The organism is Lentzea waywayandensis, assembly GCF_900115955.1.
GTDB lineage: Bacteria > Actinomycetota > Actinomycetes > Mycobacteriales > Pseudonocardiaceae > Lentzea > Lentzea waywayandensis.
Genome location: NZ_FOYL01000002.1, coordinates 492222 through 517425 on the forward strand (window position 1 = coordinate 492222; position 25204 = coordinate 517425).

The 25204-nt window shown below is 71.6% G+C and carries 17 protein-coding genes and 1 pseudogene; 5 read left to right on the forward strand and 13 right to left on the reverse strand.

The features are described from left to right. Nucleotides 1-358: 358 nt before the first annotated feature. From BM417_RS07155 to BM417_RS07195, 9 genes and pseudogenes are all read right to left on the reverse strand, one after another. Nucleotides 359-2749: a helix-turn-helix transcriptional regulator gene (locus tag BM417_RS07155; RefSeq protein WP_093589006.1), complete on the reverse strand. Its 2391-nt coding sequence runs from the start codon at nucleotides 2747-2749 to the stop codon at nucleotides 359-361. Further along, the gene (locus BM417_RS07160; protein ID WP_093589008.1) at nucleotides 2742-4886 is read right to left on the reverse strand and encodes an ATP-binding protein; all 2145 of its coding nucleotides are present in this window, start codon (nucleotides 4884-4886) and stop codon (nucleotides 2742-2744) included. The genes BM417_RS07155 and BM417_RS07160 overlap by 8 nt, the downstream gene beginning before the upstream one ends. A 47-nt stretch (nucleotides 4887-4933) precedes the next feature. Then, on the reverse strand, nucleotides 4934-7423 hold the full coding sequence (locus BM417_RS07165) for a helix-turn-helix transcriptional regulator (RefSeq protein WP_093589010.1): 2490 nt from the start codon (nucleotides 7421-7423) through the stop codon (nucleotides 4934-4936). Beyond that, nucleotides 7420-10155 carry a helix-turn-helix transcriptional regulator gene (locus BM417_RS07170; RefSeq protein WP_177320326.1) on the reverse strand — a complete coding sequence of 912 codons (2736 nt, stop codon included), beginning with the start codon at nucleotides 10153-10155 and terminating at the stop codon, nucleotides 7420-7422. Before BM417_RS07170 ends, BM417_RS07165 begins: the two co-directional genes overlap by 4 nt. A 185-nt stretch (nucleotides 10156-10340) precedes the next feature. Then, on the reverse strand, nucleotides 10341-10757 hold the full coding sequence (locus BM417_RS07175) for a DUF3592 domain-containing protein (protein ID WP_143138547.1): 417 nt from the start codon (nucleotides 10755-10757) through the stop codon (nucleotides 10341-10343). Nucleotides 10758-10787: 30 nt separating this feature from the next. Further along, complete coding sequence (locus BM417_RS07180) at nucleotides 10788-11447, reverse strand: XdhC family protein (RefSeq protein ID WP_407656133.1); 660 nt, start codon at nucleotides 11445-11447, stop codon at nucleotides 10788-10790. Then, nucleotides 11447-11737: pseudogene (locus tag BM417_RS49080) on the reverse strand ((2Fe-2S)-binding protein); the annotation flags it as partial. The pseudogene BM417_RS49080 and the gene BM417_RS07180, both read right to left, overlap by 1 nt. Continuing rightward, nucleotides 11671-12204 (reverse strand): GNAT family N-acetyltransferase, encoded by a 534-nt coding sequence (locus tag BM417_RS07190; protein WP_218164380.1) that lies wholly within the window; start codon nucleotides 12202-12204, stop codon nucleotides 11671-11673. The gene BM417_RS07190 and the pseudogene BM417_RS49080, both read right to left, overlap by 67 nt. Beyond that, nucleotides 12201-12755, reverse strand: a complete 555-nt coding sequence (locus BM417_RS07195) for a CGNR zinc finger domain-containing protein (RefSeq protein ID WP_093589018.1) — start codon at nucleotides 12753-12755, stop codon at nucleotides 12201-12203. The genes BM417_RS07190 and BM417_RS07195 overlap by 4 nt, the downstream gene beginning before the upstream one ends. An 83-nt stretch (nucleotides 12756-12838) precedes the next feature. Between BM417_RS07195 and BM417_RS07200 the strand changes: the two genes are divergently transcribed. Then, nucleotides 12839-13777 (forward strand): EamA family transporter, encoded by a 939-nt coding sequence (locus tag BM417_RS07200; protein ID WP_093589020.1) that lies wholly within the window; start codon nucleotides 12839-12841, stop codon nucleotides 13775-13777. On the opposite strand, the gene BM417_RS07205 is transcribed toward BM417_RS07200, so the two are convergent. Beyond that, nucleotides 13774-14793 carry an AraC family transcriptional regulator gene (locus tag BM417_RS07205; protein ID WP_093589022.1) on the reverse strand — a complete coding sequence of 340 codons (1020 nt, stop codon included), beginning with the start codon at nucleotides 14791-14793 and terminating at the stop codon, nucleotides 13774-13776. The two genes, BM417_RS07200 and BM417_RS07205, sit on opposite strands and share 4 nt — an antisense overlap. Before the next feature lie 71 nt (nucleotides 14794-14864). Between BM417_RS07205 and BM417_RS07210 the strand changes: the two genes are divergently transcribed. From BM417_RS07210 to BM417_RS07225, 4 genes are read left to right on the forward strand one after another with little or no spacing between them, the layout of a single operon-like run. Next, the gene (locus BM417_RS07210) at nucleotides 14865-16316 is read left to right on the forward strand and encodes a flavin-containing monooxygenase (protein ID WP_093589024.1); all 1452 of its coding nucleotides are present in this window, start codon (nucleotides 14865-14867) and stop codon (nucleotides 16314-16316) included. Nucleotides 16317-16319: 3 nt separating this feature from the next. Then, nucleotides 16320-17963 carry a GMC oxidoreductase gene (locus BM417_RS07215; protein WP_093589026.1) on the forward strand — a complete coding sequence of 548 codons (1644 nt, stop codon included), beginning with the start codon at nucleotides 16320-16322 and terminating at the stop codon, nucleotides 17961-17963. Continuing rightward, complete coding sequence (locus BM417_RS07220; RefSeq protein ID WP_093589028.1) at nucleotides 17953-18564, forward strand: acetoacetate decarboxylase family protein; 612 nt, start codon at nucleotides 17953-17955, stop codon at nucleotides 18562-18564. Before BM417_RS07215 ends, BM417_RS07220 begins: the two co-directional genes overlap by 11 nt. 50 nt (nucleotides 18565-18614) lie before the next feature. Then, complete coding sequence (locus BM417_RS07225) at nucleotides 18615-19508, forward strand: alpha/beta hydrolase family protein (protein WP_093589030.1); 894 nt, start codon at nucleotides 18615-18617, stop codon at nucleotides 19506-19508. 411 nt (nucleotides 19509-19919) lie between these two features. On the opposite strand, the gene BM417_RS07230 is transcribed toward BM417_RS07225, so the two are convergent. From BM417_RS07230 to BM417_RS07240, 3 genes are all read right to left on the reverse strand, one after another. After that, a complete protein-coding gene (locus BM417_RS07230; RefSeq protein ID WP_177320327.1) occupies nucleotides 19920-21842 on the reverse strand; it encodes a tachylectin-related carbohydrate-binding protein in 1923 nt (640 codons plus the stop codon). A 76-nt stretch (nucleotides 21843-21918) separates the two neighbouring features. Continuing rightward, complete coding sequence (locus BM417_RS07235; RefSeq protein WP_245821828.1) at nucleotides 21919-24381, reverse strand: ABC transporter permease; 2463 nt, start codon at nucleotides 24379-24381, stop codon at nucleotides 21919-21921. Beyond that, nucleotides 24381-25127: an ABC transporter ATP-binding protein gene (locus BM417_RS07240; RefSeq protein ID WP_093589036.1), complete on the reverse strand. Its 747-nt coding sequence runs from the start codon at nucleotides 25125-25127 to the stop codon at nucleotides 24381-24383. The genes BM417_RS07235 and BM417_RS07240 overlap by 1 nt, the downstream gene beginning before the upstream one ends. Nucleotides 25128-25204: the final 77 nt, after the last annotated feature.

Here is a 25204-nt window from a genome sequence, read left to right on the forward strand (position 1 = left end):
CTGGCGGCCGCATTCAAAGCCCTGATGTCGCATCAAAGCCGTCCTTCGGTGCGCGATCTTTCGCGAGCAACGCTTACATTCACCGGAGAATCAGGTTCTGGAAGATTGACGATTCCTGACCGGCCCGACGCTACGAAAGACCTCACGCCCGGTCAACAGCCGACTCCGGAGCGCCGCTAATACTGTGGTCCAGCCGCGCGGCGGGTCGGTCGTCCTCACGTGACAGCGACGAAAGGTACGGCCCAATTGAGATGCATCGACAGGGCATCCTCATGGTGAACCAGTTGACTTTCCCGAGGTTCGGCCGGAATTTAAACACACTCGCGGCGACTCGGGCACGGTCCGGTCAGAATCAAGACTAAAACGGGTGACTCAGCGCACCGGCCAGGTCCGCCCGGCGCAGGACGCCCAGCTTGCGGTAGGAGTTCGTCAGGTGCTTCTCCACGGCCCTGACGCTCACCGAGAGCGAGTGCGCGATCTCCTGGTTCGACTGGCCGGCCACCGCGAGCGCCACCACTCTCCGTTCGGTGCGGGTGAGTTCGGCACGCCGGACCTCGCCGCGCAGGTGAGTGCCGATCTGCCTGGCGAGACGCTCGTCGCCGCACTCGACGACGAGGTCATGACACCGTCGCAGGTGGTCGGTGGCAGCCTGCTCGCACCGGTCCCGCAGCCGCAGCCCCAGTGCCAGGTGGGTGCGTGCCAGCTCCAGCCGATTGGCCGAGGTGGAGAGAGCGCTCTCGGACGCGTGCAACAGGTCCACGCCCTCGGCTCCCTCCGTCAGGCTGCCGAGCACCCGCAGCGTCCGTCCGACACCGGCGGGGGCACCCCATTCGACAGCGCGTTCGTGATCCTCCTCGGCGAGGTTCCTGGCCGCGCCGACGTCACCGAACTGCTGATGCAGCCGGACCGCCGTGGTCCGCCACGGGAAGAACACGACGTTCCGCCATCCCAACTGGTCGAGCTGACGGCCCGCGTCCGTGAGAACGCGCAGACCACCCCACGCATCGCCTCTGGCGACCGCGTCCGTGCCCCTCACCAGGTCGAGAACCAGGGCGGTACGAGGATCGCCCACCTCGACCGGACTCGACAGCAGACGCTCGGACAACTGCTCGTCCTGGACCTTGAGCGCCACCACGGCGAGGGCCAGCATCGCGTCCGAGCCGACGAGTGCCCGTTCACCCTGGACGTGGTCGAGCACGCTCTTCGCCAGGAGCCTTGCCTCGCCGACGTTGCCCAGGTGGACGGCCACGAGAGCCCTGCTCGCCCGGAGCAACGCCTGGTCGTCCGCCGTGCCCGTCTCGACGGCGTGTGCCAGCGCCTGGTCCGTCCAGGCGGCCGCGTCGAGCGGAGAATCGGCTGCGCACAAGGTTTTCACGAGCAGCTGCGTCATCTCGTCCGCGTGCCCCGGCGGCACGTGGCCGAGTAGACGACCGGCCAGTGCCGCCACCTCCTTCGCGGGTGCGCGTGACAGCAGCGTCGCCGAGAACGACAACACCGTGAGCAGTTCTCGTTCCGCCGCGCCGGCCGTCTCCGGTTCCGGCCCGAGTTCCCTCAGCCGCCTGGTGGAGTCGGTGAGCTCGGTGAGATCCGCGTGTCCGGCGTACTGCAGCCGCGCCTCGATCCGCAACGACAGGTCACGGTCGCCGAGCTGACGAACGTCCCGCTCGACCGGGCCGATGACGTCCTGGACCAGCGGCAGCGCCACGCCCAGCGCCGCGAGGGGCATCCGGAGCACGGCCGCGGCCCGATCCCGGCACGACCCGAGCATCTGGATCGCGTGGCAAAGGTGTTGCAGTGCCAGCAGGTTGTCCGTCGCGCACTCGGCGATGGCGAGCTCGACCAGCAGCGCGGCACGTCCGGGCCCCTGCGCGGACACCGCTCTGCGCAGGTGACTCAGCGCGATCGGCCGCTGTCCCCGGCGGAGCGCGGTGTCCGCGGCGGCCCGGAGGACCTCGATCGCCCACTCGGGGAGGACCGACCTGGTCGCGACGAGGTGTTCGGCGACGTCCTCGGCCGGATGGCCCCGGCCGAACAGCAACGCGGCGGCCGCCGCGTGCCAGGTGTCCTGCTCGGAGGTCGTCATCGCGGCGAGCACGGCGTCCGGCACCGCCGGATCGGCGAAACGCGGATTCCGTTGCGATGTCACGAGTCCGAGCGAACGAAGTCTCCGCACCGCCGCGTCACCGGTGTCGTCGTCGAGCCCGGCCAGCTCGGTGGTCAGGCCGATCTCGGCGTGATCACCGAGCACGGCCATCGCTCTGGCGACACCGCGCACCGGTTCGGGCTGCCGGCGCAGACAGTCGGCGAGCCGGTGCCGGGACCACCCGGCCGTCGACACCGGCGGCAACCGCACCACGCGGCCGGGAAGCGCGATGCCGGCGCCCGGCTCGCCGTCGCGGACAGCGGTCACCACCAACGCGCACGAGGCGACCTCGATCAGCCACCGCACGGACGACTCGTCCGCCCACTGCAGATCGTCCACCACGATGACGACGAAACCGGCCGGGACGGGCCGGAGCTGGTCGGCCACACCGAAGTCCCAGTCCCGTTCGTCGGGTGCTCCGCTCGCGCGCAGCACGACAGCCCCGTCGCTGTCCGCCTGGACGGCCAGCGCCCGCAGCAACGCCGACTTCCCCGCGCCCATCGGCCCCCGGACGGTCACGAACGCCCCCGTGCCGGACACCGCCGTCCGCAGAGCCTTCGTCAGGTGATCCATCCCGGCCGTCCGGCCGTGCAGCTCCTCAGCCACAGGTCAGCTCCAGCAGCCGGCCGGCGGCCACGGGATGCCGGGCGAGCAGGCCGGGGAACAACTGCGCCACGAACGCGCTGGCGGCATCTCCCGCCGGCACGGCGTGCACCACGTCCGCGAACTCCTGGACCTCCTGCAGGAAGCCGGGGACACCCCACCGCACGGCCAGGTCGCAGGTCTCGGCGACCAGGGCGTCGGCGTGCGCGGCCTCGCCCGCGGCCCGCCATCCCGTCGCCGCGAAGAACCGCCAGGGCAGCACGGCGGGATTGACCACACCCATGTCCAGCAGACAGCGGCCGCAATCGAGGAAGGCCCCGGTCGCGGTCTCGGGTTCCGTCACCAGCGCGACCAGCCCGTGGGCGAACAACCGCCAGGCATGCGCCAGGCCGGGTGCGCCCTCGGCCGGTGGCTCGCTGACCAGCGCCTGGCGGGCGTCGTCGACCAGGTCGGCCGCGAGCAGCAGCACCACCTCCAGCACGAGATGCCGCGCGCTGAGCAAGGGAGACCAGCAGCCGCGCGGCAGTTCCGCCTCCACGCCGGCCAGATCCTCCGCCGCCGCGACGACACTCCCCTGCCGCAACCGCACCGCGCAGCGCAGCATCATCGCCTCGGCCACGGCGACCCGAGCGCCGTACCGGCGGCCGTCCACGAGAACGGCCTCGATTCCGGCCAGTGCGGTCTCGTACTCGGCGGTCCAGGACAACACCTCGGCCGCCGCGATGCGAGGTGTCAGAGGACCTGGGCCGCGCACGGCCAGCGCCCGGGTCGCCAGTGCCACCGCGGCCGCACCGTCCCGTCCACCACGGGCCAGGTGCCAGGCCGCAATCCCTTGGCACACCGGATCTTCAGGCGAGTCCGGGAGCGGCCGCACGGCGGGGACACCGAGTTCGGCCGGCTCGCCCGCGACGCTCACGACGTACCAGTGGAGACCCCTGAGCGCCTCCTGCTCGGACTCGGCCAGATCCGGATGCGCGAGCGCGGTCTCGATCGCACGCCGGGACACCCTGAAGTTCTCCCGGCAGGCCAGCAGGTCCGCCGCACGCAGACGCGGGCCCGACATCGCCGGGCCGGTCATGTGCAGGACCTGCACCAGGCGCCGATCACCGGCCTCCGGCGCGTGGTCCAGTTCGCACTGCGAGAGCTGGATCAGGACGTCCGCGCGGGTCGCGGGGTCCGCGGGCTCGCTCAGCGCCCGGATCAGCAGCCGGGCCGCGCCCGCCGTCCTTCCCGCGGTGGCCAGCACTCGGGCTTCCCGCTGAAGCACCAGCCGGGCCCACTCCGCGCCGACCGGTGGTGCCTCGAGCAGGATCGCACTCATCTGCTCGAACCCGAGCGCGGCCTGATGACCGAGCACCGCCGCTCTGGACCGCAGCTCGTTCCGCTGGTCAGCGCTCATCGCGGCGAGCACGGCACGGGCCACACCGTCGGTCAGCCTCGGCTCGTCGGCCGCGACCAGTCCGAGTCCGCGCAACCTCGTCATCGCCCGATCGGCGAGCCCGCGGTCCAGGTCCGCCAGTTCACGCGCCGGCGACCCTTCGAAGTGCCCGCCGCACACCGCCATGGCGCGCAGCAACGTGATGTCCACATCGGACATCAGGTGCAGTGTTCGCGCGATCCGGTCCTCGTCCACCGCGGGCTCGGGCAGGCGAACGACGTACCAGGGCGACGCGGTGACCGAGCCGTCCTCGGCAAGCTCGGCGAGCACGTCCTCCGCCGCCGTGCCGAGTCCGGCGTTGGCCAGGACCACCACCACCGGGGCGCGATGGATCCTGCGCAGCAGGGCGCGGAGCCAGCCGACCGAGCTCTCGTCCAGCCACTGCGCGTCGTCGAGCACTAGCACGAGCGGCCCGGCTTCGAGAAGGACACGGCACCGCTCCGTCATCGAACGGTCCGGGTCGGCTCCCAGATCAGCCAGGACCCTGGCGAGCACGGCACCGTCCAGAGTGGACTCGACGGCCGACGCGCGAGCGGCGATCAGGCGGGTTCCCTGCCGGGTCACGTGATCGGCGATTCGGCCCAGCAGTGCGGTGCGGCCCGACCCCGGCGGCCCGGTCACCTCGAACACGGCTCCGCCACCGCGACGCAGGCTTCTGACGAGCTCGGTGACGAGTTCCTGTTCGCTGATTCTCCTGGTCACGCGAAACTTCGGGCCCGCTGAAGCCGATCGCTGGTCACATCGCGAGACTATTTGTTCCCATATGAGACGTCAACGAAAACCGTGCGAACAGGCGGAGGCGTCTCGATAGCGGACAACGCCGCCGGCAACCCGCCGCGGCCCTGCACGCCGAGCTTGCGGTAGGCGTTGGTCAGGTGCTTCTCCACGACCCGCACACCCACCTGCATGAGGTCCGCGATCTCCTGGTTGGAACGGCCCGCCAGCGCGAGCTCCACGACGCGCTGCTGCGCACCCGTCAGGTCGCGTCCGCCGTCGCCCTGCTCCACTCGTGCGACCAGCGGACTCTCCCCGCATTCGACGGCCACCGCCGAGGCGCGTTCCACGCAGTGACGGTCCCCTGTCCGCGTGCCCACCCGCCACAGCGCCCTGGCCAGTTCGAACCGGTTGGCCGAGTCGTCGAGAACGCTCACGGCCTGCCGCAGCATCGCGACCCCGGCGTCCCCCTCGGTCATCGATCCGAGGTGGCACAAGGCTTTGCCGACGCCGGCCGCCGAGCCCCACTCCACCGCGAGCGCGTGCTGCTCTTCTGCCAGCTCCAGCGCCGCCGCGACGTCGCCCAGGCGCCACAGGATCCGGGCCGCCTCCGAACGCCACGGGTACAGCACGGGATTGCGCCAGCCGAGGTCCCGCAACCGGCTGCCGGCGTCCCTGAGGTGGGCCAGCCCGGTGTGGAGATCCATGGCCGCCACGCCGGCAGCGCCACACAGCATCTGGTGCGCGACCGACAGCGCCGGGATGTGCGTCTGCTCCTTGAGCAACGGCACCAACCGGCTGACGAGGTGGTCGTCGCGGGTCTCCCAGGCGACCGAGGCGAGCGTCACCAGCACCTCGGAGGCGAGTCCGTGAGGCCCCGCCGTGGCGAGGATGCTCGCCGCGATGCTCCGCGCCGCGGCGAAGCGGCCACGGTGCAACAACACCAGCACCTGTTCCGCCTCGATGAGGACCTGCTCCGCGACGGCGTTGGCGGCAAGAGACCGCTCCATCGCGCTGTGCAGCCAGATGGACAAGGCGTCCACCGAGTCGGCAGCGCACAACGTGGTCACCAAGGTCGCGATCGGCGTGTGGACGTGATCCGGCTGAGGTGGTGCTTGAGCCAGCAACCGCTGCGAGATCGCCGCTACGTCACCGGCACGCCACGTCGTCGCGATCGTCGCGCAGTGCAGCCGCACCGACAGCAGTTCACGGCCCGCGCTCGTCGTCGGAAAGGTCTCGTCCGGACGCTCGCCGAGCCGGTCGACGCATCTCACGACCCCGTCCGGCGCCATGCATTCGGCATGGTGCGACCGCGCCTCGATCCGCAGGGCGAGGTCGCCCAGAACATCGTCGTGCGGGCGCGTCACGCGCAGTTCGTCCTCGATGCCCTGGACCAGCTCTCGCACCGCGGGAGGCGCCTCGACCAGGGCTCCCGGCACGAACCTCGCCGCGATCGCGGCTCGTTCCCGGGTGGCGGTCACCATCCGGGCCGCGACCGACAGGTGCACCGCGGCGGCGGCACGATCGACGCCACGCTCCGCGGCAGCCAGTTCGACGAGCAGCGCCGCCCGCCTCCAGCCGGTCTGAGGCCGTTCGAGCAGCGCGCGGCGGAGGTACTCCACGGCGACCAGGGGCGCGCCGTGCTCCATCGCCGAGGCGGCCGCGGTGCGCAGGACCTCGACGGCCCAAGGCCCCTGGGGGAACGTGATGTCCAGCAGCCGTCCGGCCACGACCCCGGCGGGCCTGCCCGCGTCGTGCAGCAGACGAACGGCCCTGGTCTCCAGCCGGACCCGGTCCGCGGGAGCCATCGTCTCCTCGACCGCCTCCCGCACGAGGCGGTGGACGAACCGCGGCACCGACCGGTCGACGAGACCGAGCCTGTCCATCGCCCGCAGCGCGGCGGTGCACCCGACCTCGTCGGCCCCCGCGAGAGACATGATCAGCTCGACGTCCGTGTCGTCGCCCAGGATCGCCATCGCGTCCAGGACGGAACGAACCGGCGGAGGCTGCGCGCGCAGGCACGCGACGAGTCTCGAACTCTCCACCAGGAGCGGACGTTGCAGCGCGACGACGTGAGCGGCTTGGCGGATGACCTGCTCCACGAGAGGCGAACTGGACCACACGTCGCCATCGCGCACGCAGACCACCATGACCACCGGGATCCGGTCCAGCCGGTGAGCCGAACGCGCGAGCGCGCGCAACGACTCCTCGTCCGCGTCCTGAAGGTCGTCCACCGTGATCAGGGCCAGACCTGCCGCGACCAGCACGTCGTGCAGACCGTCGGGCCGGGCCGTTCCGGAAGGCTCCCCTCCGGTCAGCTGGTGCACCACGCCGAACGGGAAGTCCCGTTCCCGCCTGGCCCCGGTCGCCCGCATCACCCGGACGTCCTGGCTCTCCGCGAGCCGCTTCGCGTCCTTCAACACCGCCGAGCGGCCACAGCCCAGCGGTCCCCGAAGCACCACGAGTGAACCGGTACCGGACCGTGCGAGACGCAGTGCCGTCGCGACGGCTTCGAGACCCGTCATACCGTGCTGGTGCACAGACTGGTCGCGAGCGCGGCCGGCAGGTCCGCACGCAGCTCGACGCCGAGCTTTCGGTACACATTGGACAGATGACTCTCGACGGTGCGGACCGTCACGAACAGTTCGCCGGCGATCTCACGGTTGCTGGCACCGGCCGCGGCGAGCTCCGCGACCCGCCGCTCACGGCCGCTGAGCGCGTCCGCCGGTCCCGCGCCCAGTTTCGGCATGCGTCCACCGGCCAGGACGAGCAGTTCCCTCGCCTCCGCCGCCGCCGTCCGATCCCCCAGGCGGATCGCCAGGTTGACCGCGGTCCTCAGGTGCTCGCGAGCCCCCTTGGCGTCACCGTCCGACAGCCGCGACTCGCCCAGCAGACGTACGGCGCGGACGTGCAGCGGCCGGGCGGCAGACCCGGACAGGTCCGTCACCGCTGCACTCAGCAACTCCGCCGCCAACGGCCCGGTGGCCGCCGTTCCGCTGGCCATCAGGCTGAGTCCCCTCGCTTCGAGGGTGTCCCACCGCCGGGCACGCTCGGCCCCGGCCTCGGCGAGTTCGACGGCCTCCTCGCGCCGGTCCAGGCGCACCAGCAGACAGACGGCGTCCAGCCACCACGGAGCCCACACCGGGTTGTGCACGCCCGCGGACATGAGCCGCCGCCCGCACTCGAGCAGGAGGTCCAGCGCACCGGTGAGATCACCACGGGCACGGCGGACCGCCGCCTTCGTGACCATCACTGGTCCGTACGTCCAGCCGAACAGCGGCTCCCCCACCCGCTCCAGGTGTTCCTCGGCCCCGGCGATGTCGCCCTGTTTGAGCAGGATCGAAGCCATGGTCGTGCGGAGCGGTCCAACCTCCACCGGCGTCACCGCCCGCCCGACGGACTTCAACGCGGCCCGTGCGTCGGCATGGGCGTCGGCGAGATCACCGGCGTGATCGAGCAGACCCGCCCTGGCCGCCAGTGCCAGCGCGTGAACGTCGAGCGCGCCGTCCGCACGGCTCGTGGCGATCAACCTGTCCAGTGCCGCCATCGCCTCGACCGGCTCTCCGGACAGGCCCAGCACCGTCGCGGCGGCCAGCGCCGGCCCGGCGTGCACCACCGGCCCGGGAACCAGGCCCTGTCTGGCCAGGTCGACCGTCGACCGGACGCACTCACCGGCCAGCATCTCGGCCTGAGCGGCCACACCGGAGATCAACCGTCCTGACGCGGTGTCCGGCACCCGCTGTGGCGGCACCCGATAGCGCGTGAGCAGCCGCGCGGTGCCGGCCTGCTCGCCCAGCCCCACGGTCAGCAGCACAGCGTGCACCTGAAGCAGCAGTTCGCTGTCGATCCGGGAGTTCTCGCCCTCGTCAAGGATCATGGCGAGCCGGTCGAACGCGGCCTCCGACCACGTGGCCGCGACCGACATCAGGCCCAACCGGCACAGGATCCTCATCTTCTCGCCGGTGTCCGCCATCTGGTCGACGACCTCGGTCAGGCGCGGCAACGCCGTGGCAGGCTCCATCATGACCAGGACGTTCGCCAGTTCCAGCAGGGTGGCCGGATGGCCCGGCGTCTGGCCGAGAACCCGGGTCAGACACCGCTCGGCCAGTTCGAGCGCTCCTCGCCGAACGGCGGCCGCCGCCGCTTGCCGCAGCGCGCTGAGCATCCAGTCCTCGGGCAGTTCGGGCAGCCACACGAGCTGACCGGCGACCTCGTCGGCCGGGCGACCCTCGTCGTTGAGCAACGTCGCGGCCCGATGACGCAGTTCCGCCAGCTTCGCGGTGGGCACGGCGGACAGCACGGCACCGGCGATGTCCTCGTGCCGGAACCCCAGTTCCCGGTCGGCAAGCACTTCCTTGCGGCGCAAGGCATCCACCGCGCTCGTCACGAACGGCTCCGGCAGCCCGAGAAACCTGCCCACCGTGCGCGCGTCGGCAGGACCGAGCACCGCGATCGCGCAGGCCACCTCGTGAACGTGTGCTCCCGGCTCCTCGATGAGCTCCGGCAAGCACTCGGTGACCAGCTGCCGGCCCAGTTCCCGGGCGCGCTCCACGCCGCTCTCGTCCGGAGGCACGTCACGCGTGCGCAACAGGGCCAGCAACCTGTGCAGCCACAACGGGTTCCCGCCCGTGATCAGGCCGCACGTCTCGGCGAACACCGGTTCGGGGCCGCGTCCGTAAGCCCGCTCGACCACCGTCGCCACGTCCGGGGCGGACAGCGGCGCGAGGTCGATGATCACCGCCGGGCCGATGCCGGCCATGTCCGCGAACAACAGGTCGGCCTGCTCGACGACGCCGGGCTCCCAGGCCAGCACGACCACCAGCGGCAACTCGGCGGACCGCCGCACCAGGAAGTCGATCCACCTCAGTGTCCGCGCGTCACAGGCGTTCGCGTCGTCGAGCATGATGACCAGCGGCCGGTCCGCCATCACGTTCACCGCGAGCCGGTACAACCCGCACAGCACGGCATAGTCGTCCAGCTGCCCGGCGGTGGTCTCTGGAAGCGCTCCCGCAGCGGGCCCGAGCGCCTCGAACAGCTCGCGCACCGACCCGTACTCCGCGGCCGGCGCACGACCGGTCGCGCACAGCACCGTCACGTCGTCCGAGCCGAGCTCCCGCCGAGCCGCGGCCAGCAGACTGCTCTTGCCGATTCCTCTGGAGCCACGCACCAGAACCAGGTGCGCGCCCTCGTCACGGCTGGTCTGCGCCAGACGGACGAGTGTCGCGCACTCCGCCTTCCGGCCGACCAGGTCAGTCACTGTCGCTCCTCGATCGCCGAAGCCGAGCCCGGACACGGGGAATCGTCACGATTCGCGTTCGCCCAGTACCCTTCCGTAACCGAGACGGGTGACGCAACCTGTCGCAGCCCGACAATCTGCCTGGAACGGACAGCGGGAGCGCTCACACGGCTGGCGCCAAGACGGTCAACGCCGCCGGCGTCGGCTCACTCCGCTCGACGCTTGGGCACCCACGCGATGAGGGTGGCGACAAGCGCGCCGAGGGCCACGAGGCCCAGCATCACGCCGGTCACCCAGTGCGCCTCGTCGTTGTCGGCGAGGGCGGCCTCGACGACCCGGCCCTCCTCCAGGTCGTAGCGGACCGTCACGCGGTCGCCGGGATTGCGGGCCGGGCCGTTCTCGGACAACGTCATGGTCTGCTTCGTGCCGTCGGGCAGCGGGAACTCGACCTTCACCGAGGCGCTCTTGCCCGACTTCAGCCGTTCCTGAACGGTGCCCTCGGTGCTCGCCCAGGACCTCTGCTCAGCGGACGCCTGGATCACCAGCGACAGGCCCCAGATCGCACCCACCAGCACGAGCCCCGACACGACCCGGCCGGTACTCGACTTCAACGACTTCGCCACCACGCCTCCCTCGCCGGGGACATCGTCGCATCAGTCCCGAATGCAACAACTCCCGGCCGGGCGGTGATCAGGCGCTCGGGCGACGGTGAATCGGACCCGACAGGACGCCCAGCGGGCTCCCGCTGCCCCGCCCCGCACCGCGACCATCTCCGCGGCGATCGACAACGCCGTCTCCGCGGACGTGCGCGCACCTAGATCCAGCCCGAGCGGCGAGCGCAGCTGGCCCAGTTCCTGCGCCGTGACGCCGGCTTCGGTCAGCAGCTCGACCCGTTCCGCGTGGGTGCGGCGCGCGCCCATCGCGCCGACGTAGGCCAGCGGCATGCGCAGAGCCCTGGTCAGCACCGGGATGTCGAACTTCGGGTCGTGGGTGAGGACGCACACGGCCGTGCGCTCGTCGGTCTCGGTCCGGTCCAGGTAGCGGTGTGGCCAGTCGACCACGACCTCGGCGGCCGGGAACCGTTCAGGAGTCGCGAAGACCGGACGGGGGTCGCAGACGGTGACGCGGTAGCCGAGGAACGCACCCACCTCACTCAGGGCCGCCGCGAAGTCGAGCGCACCGAAGATCAGCAGCCGCGGCGGTGGCGCGCTCACCTCGACCAGCACGTCGACCGCTTCCCCTGTGGCGCAACCAGTCCAGCGGATCACCTGCGTCGCAGGGCAGGCCAGCGCCAGGTCGTCCCAGCTCGGGATCCACATTGGAACGCGTCGTGCCGGATGAACGCCTCCTGCACCGGGTGCAGGCGGTCGCCGTCGGCCAACCCCTCGACGGTGGTGATCTCACTGTCCTGCCGCATCACCGCGAGCGTCAGGCACCACTTGACCCGCTCACCGTCGGCGAGAACCGTGCAGGCACCGCACTCGCCGCGGTCGCAGCCCTTCTTGGTGCCGGTCAGCCCAGCCGCCGATGTAGACCTCAGCCGTCGGACCGCAGGCGGGCGTGCAGGTGCATGTCGTGCCAGCCGTCCGCGTGCCGCGCGGATCCCCGCAGCGTTCCCTCGACCGCGAACCCCAGCTTGGCGGCGACGCGGCACGACGCCGCGTTCGCCGTCGAGTGCTCCAGCGAAACCCGGTGCAGGCCAAGGATGTCGAACGTCCACTCGGTCAGGGCGTGCGCAGCGCGAGCGGCGATCCCGGCACCACGGGCTTCAGGCAGCACCCAGTAGGACAAGGCCGCTGACGCCTCGAACAGCGAGACGTGGCGCAGGCCTGCCTGGCCGAGCGGTTCGTCGTCGCGGCTGATCGCCCAGCTGGCGTCCGTCTTGTCGTCCCAGCGTTTCGCCCAGCCGGCGATCCAGGCGAGAGCTTCGTCGTGCGTGTCCATGCGCCGTACGTGCCACCGTTGGATGTCGGGGCAGTTGAAGGCTTTGAACACGGCCGTGGCATCGCTTTCACGCCACGGCCGCAAACTCAGCCCATCGCCCACGCCGATGCGCGGTTGCCACATCATCGGCCGTCCGCTTTGCGCTCGCGGAAGGCGATCATGTTCATCCGGTTGCCGCACCGCACGCTGCAGAACCGCTTGAGACCGTTGCGGGACAGGTCGAGCAGCAGGCCTTCGCAGTCGTCGGCCGCGCACACCCGCAGGCGGTCCGTCTCGTTCATGCGGATCACGTCGATGAGGGCGAGCGCGGCCTCGACCCGCATCCGTTCGGCGAGCGGGGAACTGGGCTCCGTGGCGTGCATGTGCCAGTCGAGGTCGTCGTGCCGCACGAGGTGGGGCAACGCCTTGGCGTCACGAAGCATCTTGTTGACAGCCTCAACGGCGTCGTCGCGACCGAGGGACCACACGCGCCTGAGCAGCGCACGCGTCCTGTGGACGTCCCGCAGCTCCGCCTCGTCGCCGTCGATGCGGCCCGAGTAGTGGAACTCGCCCAGGAGAACCTGAAGCTGGGCGACCGTGCCCAGCTCGTCCTCGCCGGTCCGCGACGCCGCCGGGTCGGTGTTGCACAGCGCTACGACGAACGCCAGCGACTCCTCCGTGTCAGGGGCAAAACGCAAATTGACTCCTTACCGAGACCGGCCTAGCGTCAGGGGTATCAGTCAGGTTAGGCCATGACATCGTTCGGAGCCGGGAGGCAACCATGGGGAGTCCGTCGAAGTCCACCGGCCTGATCGCGGCGGCGGTCTCGTTCATCTCGTTCGGCACCTCCGGCGCGTTCGTCAAACCGCTGCTGGAGGCCGGCTGGTCCCCCGCCGCCGCGGTCACGGCCCGCGCGTTCACGGCCGGTCTGGTGCTGCTGCCGTTCGTGATCTTCCTGATGCGCGGCAGATGGGCGCTGTTGTGGCAGGCCCGGTGGCCGGTGCTGGGCATGGGCCTGGTGGGCGTGGCGATCACCCAGGTCCTCTACTTCGCCGCCATCCAGCGGATCCCGGTGGCGACGGCACTGCTCATCGAGTTCCTCGCGCCGCTCCTCCTGGTCGGCTTCACCTGGGCCGTCAGCAGGCGAACGCCCGCGCCGGTCGTCCTGGTCGGCTCGGTGCTCGCGGTCGGCGGTCTCGTGCTCGTGATCGGCCCCGGCGCGATCCAGGCCGTGGACCCGATCGGCCTCGCCGCGGCTTTCGGTGCCGCCATCGGATGTTCCGTCTACTTCGTGATCGCCGCACGCCCCAACAACGGCCTGCCGCCGGTAGCGCTGGCCGGGGCCGGACTGCTGGTGGCCGTGCCCGTCCTGGCGCTGGTGGGTGCGACCGGCCTGCTGCCGTTCACCGCCACGTTCGGCGACGTGCCGCTGTTCGGCACCCCCACGGCCTGGTGGGTGCCGCTGCTCGTCGTCGCGGTCGCCGGCACGGCGCTGGCCTACGCGAGCGGCATCACCGCCTCGGGGATTCTCGGGTCGCGGCTCGCGTCGTTCATCGCCCTGCTGGAGGTCGTCTCGGCCTCGCTGTTCGCCTGGCTCCTGCTGGGCGAGGGGCTCGCTCCGTTGCAACTGCTCGGCGGGCTGCTGATCCTCGGCGGCATCGCGTCGGTCCGGGCCGAACGGCAGAAGGTGGAACCGGTCGCCGAGCCCGCGCTGGTCTAGCGGCGGTACCTGCTCGGCGTCACCCCGTACCAGCGCCGGAACGCGTGGATGAAGCTCGCGGCCTCGGCGAACCCGAGCTGGTCGGCGACCGCCTCGACCGACGTGTCGCCGCACGCGAGAAGCCGGACGGCCCGCTTCGCGCGGACTTCGTCCAGCAGTGCCTGGTAGCTCGTGCCGGACGTCGCCAGCCGCCGTCGCAGGGTGCGCGGACTGACGCCCAGCGCTCGTGCCACGACGGGCATCGTCTCCTGGAACCTCACCGAGGACTCGAGCAGGCGCCGCACCTCCTGGGCTACTCCGGGGCTCTCCCTGCGGCGGGTGGCGAGCGCGCGGCACTGCTCCTCGCACGCCGCCTTCGTCTCGGGGCTCGCCAGCCGGAGCACCTCGGCCAGCACGGCGACGTCCACAACGGACTGGTCGGCGTCCGCCCCGAAGTCCGGGCGAACGCCGAAGACCTCCAGGTGCTCGCGCACGTCCTCGGGGGGTGCGTGCGTGAAGTCCACGCCCAGGACCGGCACGGCACCGGTCATCAGCTCCCCCACGACCGTGTGGATCGCGGCGAGGTCCCGTTCGACGAGGAACGAGGCCACGTCGTCCGGCAGCGCACCGGCGTCGAGCGCCAGCACCAGGCGGTCGCCGTCGATCACGGCGGAGGGTGCGGTGAACGCGAAGCTGAGGTCGAGGTAGCGCAGGGCGGTGGTGATCGCGTCCTGGAGGGTGGCCGCGCTGAGGAACGCGTAGCCCAGCACGCCGAACGTCGTGGCGTGGTACCGCCGTCCGACGGCCACGCCCGCGTGCGGCAGCCGTGCGGCGAGGTTGCGCACGACCGTGAGCTCCTGGTGGGCGTCGATCTCGGCGACCGGGTCGGCTAGCAGGGCGGGGTCGAGGTCGCTGCCCTGGAGCAGGCTGCCCAGCGGCACCCCGTGCTCGGCGCCGAAGCGCACCAGGAGCGCGACGCTCGCGATGCCGCGGGGGAAGTCCCAGTGCCGGACGACCGGCTCGGCCAACGACGTCATGGCCGCGATTGTCAACTTCGCGGCCGGTGTTGTCCTGGTGCGAACGGGTGGTTGTTCCTAGCTTCGGTGAGGTGACAGCGAACCCCGAGGTGGTCGTCATCGGTGCCGGATTCGGCGGGCTGGGCGTCGCGTTGTCGTTGCGCGGAGCCGGGTTCGAGCGGTTCACCGTGCTGGAGCGGGCGAACGAGGTCGGCGGGGTGTGGCGGGACAACACCTATCCGGGCGCGGCGTGCGACGTGCCGTCGTCGCTCTACTCGTACTCCTTCGCGCCCAGCACCTCGTGGCCACGCCGGTACGCGGCCCAGCCCGACATCCTGCGCTACCTGCGCGAGACCGCGGCCGTGGTGCGCGACCGCATCAGGTTCGGCGCCGAGGTGGTGGCCGCGACGTTCGACGAGTCGCGAAACCGGTGGAGCGTCGCTCTCGCGGACGGCGGTGTCGTCGAGGCCGACGTGCTGGTCTCCGCGGTGGGACAGCTGACCACGCCGTCGATCCCGGCGCTGCCCGGACTCGGCGACTTCGTCGGCGAGGTGTTCCACAGCGCCCGCTGGCGGCACGACGTCGACCTGCGGGGCAGGCGGGTGGCCGTGGTCGGCACGGGAGCGAGCGCGGCGCAGTTCGTGCCGGAGATCGCGCCTCTCACAGGCCGTTTGACGGTGTTCCAGCGGTCGGCTCCGCACGTGCTGCCGAAACCCGACTCCCGGCTGTCCGGCCGGTCGCACCCGGCGAGGTTGCGCGCCGCACGGGCCGGCGTGTGGCTCGCGGGAGAGCTGCTGACCGGGCTGCTCAACGCCGGACGGCTCTCGCGCGAGCTGGTCTCGGCCGTCGCCGCGACGCACCGGCGGGTCCAGGTCCGCGACCCCGCGCTGAGGGCGGCACTGCGGCCGGACACCCGGCCCGGCTGCAAGCGGGTGCTGTTCAGCAACGACTGGTATCCGGCTCTCACCCGGCCGAACGTCGACGTGGTGGCCGAGCCGATCACCGAGGTCACCGAGCACGGCCTGCGCACCGCCGACGGCCGCGACCACCCCGCGGACGTGCTGATCTGGGGCACCGGGTTCACGGTCTCCGGGTTCGGGACGCCGACGCGGATCACCGGCAGGAACGGCAGGGGCCTCGCCGAGGCGTGGGACGGGCGCCCGCGGGCCCACCTGGGCCTCACCGTGCCCGGATTCCCCAACCTCTTCCTGATCTACGGCCCGAACACCAACCTCGGGGGCAACTCGGTGATCACCATGATCGAGGCGCAGTGCCGGTACGTGGTGTCCGCGGTGTGTCACCTCGCGGAGACCGGCGCGGAGACGCTGGAGGTGCGGCGCGACGTCGCGGCCGCCTTCGACGAGGAGATCACCGCCAGGCTGACGAAGAGCGTCTGGAGCACGTGCTCGTCGTGGTACCGGACCACCGACGGCACGGTCACGACCAACTGGCCCGGCGGCACCCTGGAGTACCTGCGCCGCACCGCGCGCCTGCGGCCGTCGGACCACGAACCGGCCCGCACGACGACCCCGGCGGAGGTGTGACCCGTGGACTACGACGTGCTGGTGATCGGGTCGGGGTTCGGCGGCGCGGTGACCGCGTTGCGGCTGACCGAGAAGGGCTACCGCGTCGGCGTGCTGGAGGCCGGGCGGCGCTTCGCGGACGGCGAGTTCCCGGAGACGTCCTGGCAGGTGCGCGACTACCTGTTCGCCCCTCGGCTCGGCTGCACCGGCATCCAGCGGATCACGCTGCTGAACGACGTCGCCGTGCTCAGCGGCGCAGGCGTCGGCGGCGGCTCCCTGGTGTACGCCAACACCTTGTACCGGCCACCGGCGTCCTTCTTCCGTGATTCCCCCTGGGGCCACATCACCGACTGGGAGGCCGAGCTGGCGCCGCACTACGACCAGGCGTCCCGGATGCTCGGTGTGGCCGACAACCCGTGCCGGACCGCGGGTGACCGGCTGCTGCGTGACGTGGCAACGGATCTCGGTGTCGGAGCGACGTTCCGGTCCTCCCGCGTGGGTGTCCACTTCGGACCCGGCGGCGAGGATCCCTACTTCGGCGGCGCCGGTCCGCGGCGGGGCACCTGCGTCGGATGCGGCGCGTGCATGACCGGGTGCCGGCACAACGCCAAGAACACGCTGCCGAAGAACTACCTGCACCTCGCCGAACGGGCAGGTGCGCAGGTGTGGCCGCTGACGACAGTCGTTGACGTGCGGCCTCATCCGCACGGATACCGGGTCGTGGCCCGGCGTACCGGAGGACGGGCGACGCGCACGTTCACCAGCGGTCAGGTCGTGTTCGCGGCGGCATCGCTGGGCACGCAACGCCTGCTGCACCGCATCCGCGATCGCGGCGGGCTGCCGGGTCTGTCGTCCCGGCTCGGATTCCTGTGCCGCACCAACTCCGAGGCGGTCGTGGCCGTACGGGTGCCGGGCGGCCGGGTGGACCACTCCTGCGGCCTCGCCATCACGTCGTCGATCCACCCGGACGCCGACACGCACGTCGAGGTGGTCCGCTACGGCAGGGGCAGCAACCTGATGGGGCTGCTCATGACGACGCTCGTCGACGGCGGCCCGGCGAGGTTGCGCCGTGGACTCGCCCAGCTCGTGCGGGAACGCGGTTCGGTGCTGCGGATGCACACTCCTCGCGCGTGGTCGGAGGAGACGATCGCGTTGCTGGTGATGCAGAGCCTCGACAACTCGCTCACCACCGTGTCCCGGCGCGGGCGGATGACCACGAGACAGGGCGAGGGCGCGCCGAACCCGGCCTGGATCCCGGCCGGGCACGATGTCGCGCGGCGGCTCGCGGCCAAGGCGGGCGGCGCCGCCAGAGGAGCGTGGACCGACCTGGTGAACGTCCCGTTGACCGGCCACCTCATCGGCGGCTGCGTGATCGGCGACTCCCCGGCGACCGGCGTGGTCGACCCGTACCAGCGGGTGTACGGCTGTCCCGGCCTGCACGTCGTGGACGGGTCCGCGATCCCCGCCAACCCCGGCGTGAACCCGGCGCTGACCATCACCGCGCTGGCGGAGCGGGCGATGTCGTTGTGGCCCAACAAGGGTGAGCCGGATCCACGCCCGGAGCCCGGTGCCGCGTACCGGCGCCTGGCCGCCGTGGCACCGCTCAGTCCGGCGGTTCCTCACACCGCGCCCGGTGCGCTGCGCCAGGAGGTGTCCGATGCCGGGTGAGTGGCCCGCAGAACCGTGGGACCTGCGCGGACGGGGCTGGCTCACCGTGTGGACGGCACCACGTTCGGCGATCTCCCTGCCATCGCCGGACGTGGTGCCGCTGACCCTGTTCGGCCGGGTGGTCGTGGTGTCGGCGTTCGTCGACTACCAGCCTCCCGGCGTGCTGGCCTACCACGAGTTGATGGCCGCGGTACTGGTGCGCCGCGGAGCCAGGCCGGGACTGTCCATTCTGGACATCTGGGTGGACGACACCACGTCCCAGCGGGGCGCGCGGGCGATGTGGGCGATCCCGAAGGTGTTGGCGGGCTTCACCTTCTCCCCCGAACCGCTCGCGGCGACAGCGCACGACGACGAGCTCATCGCCGCCGCGGACGAGACCCGCGGGTCGTCCCGCACGTTCCCGGTCCGGCTGACCACCTCGGTCTGGCAGTTCAGGCGCGGCCAGGCGCTGCGCACCGAACTGCGCACCTCCGCCCGAGCCGGCCTGACCCGGCTGCGCTGGCGCATCACGCCGGGCGGCGAGCTCGGCTGGCTGAACGCCGCCAAGCCGCGGCTGCACCTGTTCGTCACCGACCTGCACATGCGATTCGGCTCACCCTGACGACGCGGCACCACAAGTGCCGCGCGGACCGATATCACGAGGAGCAGCTCATGCGAGTTCTCGCGATCACGCTCGCCCTGGTGGCCTCGACCCTGGCCACTCCGGCGTCCGCCGCACCACCCGACTACGGCCTGCCCGGCTCGTACCCGGTGGCGTACAGCGATGTCACGGCCGTCGCCGGCGGCAGGTCCGTCGCGGCACGGGTGCACTACCCGGCGACGGCCGCGGGCGTGAACCAGCCGGTCGCCACCGGCAGGTTCCCCGCGATCGCCTTCGGGCACGGCTTCTTCCAGGCCACGTCGAAGTACACGAGCACGAACGCGCACCTGGCGTCGTGGGGCTTCGTCGTCGTGGTGCCCACCACCCAGGGCGGCCTGAGCCCCAGTCACAGCGCCTTCGCCGACGACCTCAACACCGGGCTCACCTGGCTCGTCGCGCAGGACGGCACCGCGGGTTCCCGCTTCCGGGACCACATCACGACAACGGCGTTAGGTGCGTCAGGACATTCCATGGGCGGAGGCGCCGCCGTCCTCGCGGCCGCCCGCAACCCGAAGATCACAGCGATCTCGACCTACGCCGCGGCGGAGACGAACCCGTCCGCCAGGGCAGCGGCGGCCACCCTGAAGGCACCCGCGCAGTTCCTGGCCGGCTCGCAGGACACCATCACCCCGGTCGGCGAGCACCAGCAGCCGATGTTCGCGGCGAAGGCACCGTCGAAGCAGCTGCGCACCATCACCGGCGGGTTCCACTGCGGCTTCATGGACTCCTCCGGACTGTTCTGCGACAACGGTTCCGTCACCAGGGCGGCTCAGCTCGTCGCCGCGAAGCGAGTGCTCACCTCGTGGTTCCGCCACTACCTGGCGGGCGACGCGGCCGCCCGTGACTTCGTCTGGGGGCAGCCCGCCCGCACCGACCCGGCGGTGACCTTCGAGGGAACCGAGTGACCGAAGAACCTCGTCGAACGCGCGTCGCCCCGGCACCTCGGCGCCGGGGCGACGCGTGCGTCTCAGGTTCAGCCGAGCTTGCGACCGCTGAACTCCAGCGGCGCCGCCCGCCGAAGCCCTCCACAGGTAGTGGAGGTTCTCTTGCTCCGCACGGCGAGCACGACGTCACCCGACCCCGTCAGCCCGAGGCTCGCCGGGTTGGTGAAGGATCTCGTCCCCCGTGACCCGCTGCCATGTGCGGAACCCGCCGGCGCCCACGGCCGTCGAGCTCGTCACCACCGGCCGCCGGGCACCGTCACGGCCACCGAGCCGTGACCGCCCCGCTGCTCGGGCCGGAGTGCTGGTGGAGCCACAGGTCGCCGTCCGCCTGCATGGTGAAGATGTTCGACACCGGACCGCAGAGCCCGCAACTCAGTACCCGTAGATCGATCCGCCGGTGAACCGGGGCGGTGTCGCCGGATCCGCCGGCACGGGTGCGGTGAACAGGTGCCTGTTGCTGCCCGACGCGGCCGAGAGCAGCACGTGGCCGTTCCTGCTCAGGGCCAGCGCGGTCGGCGCGTTGAACCACTTGTCCCCCGGGACCTCGACCGGCGTCCACGGGAAGGCGAACTCGCTGCTGCCAGGGCCCTTCGACGTCGTGACGTACGGCTTGCCGTCCGCGGGCACCGAGACCGCCACCGTGCCGTTGGGCAGCAGCAACGCGGACACCGGCTCCGTCATGACACCGCGCCTGCCGAACTCGCCGAGCGACTGCCAGGTGTCCTCGAAACCGGTGCGGTCGGCCTTCTCCCGTCGCACGTGGACGATGTAGATGCCGTCGTCGGTACGCAGAACGGAGAACACGAGGATCGTGCCGTTGCTGTCCAGAACAGTCGTCATCGGCCCGATGACCCTGCGGCCGGCGAGGTGGCCCGCCGGCACGGGAGCGGTGCCCGGCGCGTGCCGGAAGACGTGCGCGACGTCGGCCCCGTCGATCGCCAGCACGGTCGTCTGGTCGCCGCGGGTGATCGCGTTGATGTTCCGGTAGTCGGCAGCCGGGTCGCCGAACCTGCGCCAGGCGAGGAAGTCGCCGCCGGGCAGCTGTTCGCGGGTGTAGAGGTGGCCGACGCCGTTGCCGGCCGAGGCGAGCGAGTACACGACCACCGTGCCGTTCGCGCGCCGGACGACGGTCGGCGTGCTGCTCATGGCGCCGCGCAACGAGACCTTGGTGGTGGCCTGCGAGTCGCCTCCGCGCAGCGTGACCAGTTCCACGCCGGTCGGGCGCAGCGCCCCGAACGTCACCGCGTCGGCGTCGACGATCGGGGCCGTCATGGCGCCGTAGCCACTCGTCTCCATCGTGGTCCGCCAGTTCCGCGCGACGGGGTCGTACCAGTCGCTGACGAGACCGCGCTGGTAGACGGGGCCCAACACGTACCGGCCGCCCGACGCCAGGTCGGCGACGTGCGGCGGGCCCTCTTCACCGCCGAGGCCCTCGGCCGGCGCCGGGCCGGGGAGGCTGCCCGAGCAGTCGGTCGTCGTGGCGGTGACGTCGACGTCGGTGCCCCAGCCCGTGCCGATCACCGCACCGGCCCCGGTGCGCCAGCCGGTGCCCTCGGTGAACTGGTTCCACCGCAGCTCACCTGTATCGGGCCGCACGGAGTAGTAGAGGTCGCCGCCCGGCGAGAACAACGTGCCGCGCCCCTGCCAACCGGCCGCGGGCACGACGTCGAAGACCACGAACCGCTCGGTCTCGGCGTGGTACCGGAACCGGTGCAGCGCGCCCGAGGCGTCCCGCGCCTGCAGGCCGCCGTTGCCACTGGCGGCGATCAGGTCGAACCGGCCCCAGCCGACGTCGAGCACGCGACCGCTGCCGGGAGCCCACGCGCCGGCCTGCTCGTCGTAGCGCCACCACCGCAGTTGGTCGCCTTCGAGCGTGTAGAACGAGCCGTCGGCGTCCACGGTGATCTTGCCGCGGTTCGCGGCCTCGACGAACTTCTGCCAGCCCCAGCCGATCGTCTGAAACTGGCCGCCACCGGGGAACGTGTCCCAGCCGGTGCCGTTGTACCGCAGTCTGCGCAGATCACCGCCCGTGGTGATGTTGTAGACGCGCCCGTCCTGACCCGCGAACGTCTTGCCGCCCCAGCCCCAGCCGACCTGCCGCGCGCCCGCCCAGGCGAAACCTCCGGACGCGGGCGCCGAGTGCTCGTACAGCCACAGGTCGCCGTCGGCCTGCACGGTGAAGACGTGCGCGACCGGCCCGCACGCCGGGTCTGCGGCCAACGCCGTACCGGTGACCGGCACCGTTGCGGCGATCACGGCCGCGACAAGGCACAACGATCTCAGCTTCTTGCTCACGATGAACTCCCCCAGGCGATCCTTGCGGACGACCAGGAGCATACGACGCGGCACCGACAATTCCGGCAAGCCCGCGTCACCGGTCGGACATGCCCGCGACGATCGAGACCGAAGCCGCCCGCCGAGCCGGCAGCAGCGCCGCGAGCACCCCGGCGACCGAGACCGCCACGAACAGCGCCGCCAACTGTCCATAAGGCACGGACACCGTCATCGGAAGGTCCTCGTCACGCGACACCGCCACGACGAGCAGCGCCGCCGACGCCGCTCCGGCCACCGCGCCCAGCACGGCGCCCGACAGCGCGATGAGGATCGACTCGACGACGAGCATCCCGCGCAGCTGTGCACGCGTGAAACCCAAGGCGCGCAACAGAGATGATTCCCTGGTGCGTTCGAACACGGACAGGGTCATGGTGCTGGCGATGCCGAGCAACGCGGTCAGCATCGCCAGGCCGATCATCGCCCACACGAACGCGAGCAGGCGGTCGATCTGGGCGGTGAACTCGGCTCGGGTGTCGGCGAAACTGGTGATCTTCGCCGTGGGCACGGACTCGACGGCCTCGTTCAGCACCGTCCTGCCGTCCGATCCGGCCGCCATCTTCACCGAGATCGTCTGCACGCCCTGTCCCGGCCACGTCGCGAGGTCGGCGTAGGCGTCCAGGCCGGGTCCGGACTTCGTGAGCGCCACGACGCGCAGGTCGTGCGAGACCGTACCGACGGTCGAGGTGACCACCGTGCCCACGTCGGCGCCGAGCGAGCGCGCGACCTCGTCGGTCAGCGCGATGCCGTCGGCGCGCACCGCGGACAGGTCTCCGCGCACCACCTCCGGGCGGATCAGGATGCCCAGCGAGGACGGCGTCACCGCGGCCAGCCCGATGGTGCGCTTCCTGTCCCCGACCGCGACGACCAGGTGCTCGGTCCGTTCCGCACCTGCCGCCTCGACGCCGGGACGCGCGGTGATGCGGTCGAGCAGCGACGCGGGCAGCGGCCGGTCGTGCACCGCGCTGCTCACCTCGTAGTCGGCGGGGAACTGCTGGGCGAACGTGCTGTCCCTCGTCTCCTTCACCGAAGTCGCCATCACCGTCAGCATGGACACCACCGCGACGCCGACCAGCAGCGCCGACATGGTGGCGGCGGTGCGGCGGGGGTTGCGCCCGGCGTTGCCCGCGGCCAGTTCGGCAGGCACGCCGAACAGCGCACGGGGCACCGCGCCCAGCCCGCGGATCAGGGGGCCGACCAGCAGCGGACCCGCCGTCACCACGGCACCGAGCAGGAACAGGCCCGCGCCGATCGCGAGCGCCATGGCGAGCTTCGGACCTGACGACTGGGTCAGCGCCAGCACGGTGAGCAGCGCGGCGATCGAGCCGAGAACCCCGGTCACGACGGCGCGTGCCCGTCCGGTGCGCGACACCTCCTCGCGGCTGTCCACCTGCGTCCGCAGCACCTCCATCGGCGCGACCCTCGTCGCGCGGCGCGCCGGCAGGAACGCCGCCACCAGGGTGACGCCGAGACCGACGGCGAACGCGGCGGCCACCGCCAGGCCGCTCACCGGCAGCCGCACGGGCGACGAACCCAGCATCGACTGGAGGGCGGCCGCCAGGCCCACGCCCGCAGCCAGGCCCAGCACGGACGCGACCATCCCGATGACCGTCGCCTCGAGCAGCACCGAGCGGAAGACCTGCCCGCGTCCCGCGCCGATGCTGCGCAGCAGACCCAGCTCACGGGTGCGCTGGGCGATCAGGATCGTGAACGTGTTCATCACGACCATCGCCGCCACCACCAGCGCGACCACCGCGAACAGGCTCATCGCCAGCGCGATGTCGTCTCCGCCCTGCGCGGCGAGCAACATTTCCGCGTACGCCGCACCGGTGGTCACGTAGAAGTCCTGTCCCAGCACCGATTGCAGGCGTTCGACCAGCACGGACTGGTCCACTCCGGACGAACGCACGACCACATGCGCGCCGTACGGGGGCTCGGCCGGGTCGACGAACCGTGCGATGCCGGGCAGCAGCAACTCTGCCGTGCCAGGGCGTTCCGCCGTGCCCGTGTCGTAGACGCCGCTCACCGTGAACCGCTCCGGCGCCGAGTCCCGGCCGAGCAGCACGACTTCCGCGCCCACCCGCAGGTTCCGGTCCCGCGCGGTCTGCTCGCTCACCGCGATCTGCCCGGCGGCGGGGAACGCGCCCTGCACGACCTCCTGCGCGCGCAACGACGGGTCTGCCGCCAGTTCCACCAGGTCGGCCTCGTCGGCCCGGCCCTGCGCGCCCACGATCGGCACCGCGACAGTCTGCCGCAGCGCCGCGGCCGCGACCCCGTCGACACGCGCGATGGTGCCGACGTCCAGGACCGCCTTGCGTTCCGGCTCGACCACCGCGTCGACGCCACGCGCGGACCGCGCGAACTCGTCGCGCATGGTGGCCTGCAGGGCGTCGGCCAGCACCATCGTGCCGGACACGAACGCCACGCCGACCACGATGGCGATCGACGACAGCACCAGGCGCAGGAACCGCGCCCGGATTCCAGCCAGCGTGGTTCGCAGCATCACGCCCCCAGCGTCGAGAGAGCGGCCAGCACGGACTCCTGCGTCGGCCAGTGGATCTCGCCCGCCACCCTGCCGTCGGCGAGCAGCACCACGCGGTCGGCGTACGACGCGGCGATCGGGTCGTGGGTCACCATCACCACGGTCTGCCCCAGGTCGCTCACCGAGGCGCGCAGGAACGCCAGCACGTCCGCACCCGTGCGCGAGTCGAGGTTGCCAGTCGGTTCGTCGGCGAACACCACATCCGGCTTGCCGACCAACGCCCGTGCACACGCCACGCGTTGCTGCTGGCCGCCGGACAGCTCACTCGGCTTGTGCCGCAACCGGTCCCGCAGGCCGAGCAGGTCGACGACGCGCGCGAACCACTCGCGGTCGGCGGTGCGACCGGCCAGCCGCAACGCGAGCAGGATGTTGTCCTCGGCGGTGAGCGTCGGCAGCAGGTTGAACGACTGGAACACGAAGCCGATCCGGTCGCGCCGCAGCCGGGTGAGCGCCTTGTCGCCCAGCGACGTCAGCTCGGTCCGGCCGATGTGGACGGTCCCGGAGCCGGCGGTGTCCAGGCCCGCCAGGCAGTGCAGCAGCGTCGACTTCCCCGACCCGGACGGGCCCATGATCGCGGTGAGCTCTCCGGCGCGGAACTCCGTGCTCACGCCGTCCAGCGCGCGCACCGCCGCTGGGCCGTTGCCGTACACCTTCACCAGTTCGTGGGACGAAACCGCCCCGCGAACCTCCACTTGGGACACTGTCATCACACAGGCTCCACTCTCTTCGGGGATTCGAGCGGCCAGACGGCGACACCGTCGGGCCCGGTTCTCCGGGAGCGGAT